This window comes from Escherichia sp. R1 (genome assembly GCF_003000935.1).
GTDB classification, from domain to species: domain Bacteria; phylum Pseudomonadota; class Gammaproteobacteria; order Enterobacterales; family Enterobacteriaceae; genus Escherichia; species Escherichia coli.
In genome coordinates, this window is record NZ_PSRU01000091.1 from 1 (window position 1) to 612 (window position 612).

General features: G+C 43.6%; 1 protein-coding gene and 1 pseudogene. One reads left to right on the plus strand and one right to left on the minus strand.

What is annotated here, in order from left to right:
* Positions 1-72, minus strand: a 72-nt coding sequence (locus tag C4F37_RS27240; protein ID WP_001568368.1) for an IS1 family transposase, incomplete at its 3' end; no start/stop codon positions are given.
* Between the two features lie 64 nt (positions 73-136).
* Between C4F37_RS27240 and C4F37_RS27245 the strand changes: the two are divergent.
* Positions 137-505: pseudogene (locus tag C4F37_RS27245) on the plus strand (colicin-like pore-forming protein); the annotation flags it as partial.
* Positions 506-612: the final 107 nt, after the last annotated feature.

A 612-nucleotide genomic window follows, 5' to 3' on the forward strand; every position in this document is an offset into this window, starting at 1 on the left:
GGTGCTTTTGCCGTTACGCACCACCCCGTCAGTAGCTGAACAGGAGGGACAGCTGATAGAAACAGAAGCCACTGGAGCACCTCAAAAACACCATCATACACTAAATCAGTAAGTTGGCAGCATCACCGGCTGACATAACAAAAAAATTAATGCAAAAGATCGTGCAGCGATTGCCGCAGCCCTTGAGTCTGTGAAGCTGTCTGATATATCGTCTAATCTGAACAGATTCAGTCGGGGACTGGGATATGCAGGAAAATTTACAAGTCTTGCTGACTGGATCACTGAGTTTGGTAAGGCTGTCCGGACAGAGAACTGGCGTCCTCTTTTTGTTAAAACAGAAGCCATTATAGCAGGCAATGCCGCAACGGCTCTTGTTGCACTGGTCTTCAGTATTCTTACCGGAAGCGCTTTAGGCATTATCGGGTATGGTTTACTGATGGCTGTCACCGGTGCGCTGATTGATGAATCGCTTGTGGAAAAAGCGAATAAGTTCTGGGGTATTTAAATAAAATATAAGACAGGCTGTCTATCTTACAGACAGCCTTTTTATAATAACAGAAAGAATATATATCATACTTAACGGAAGAGATAATATGAAAACAGTACCCGTAT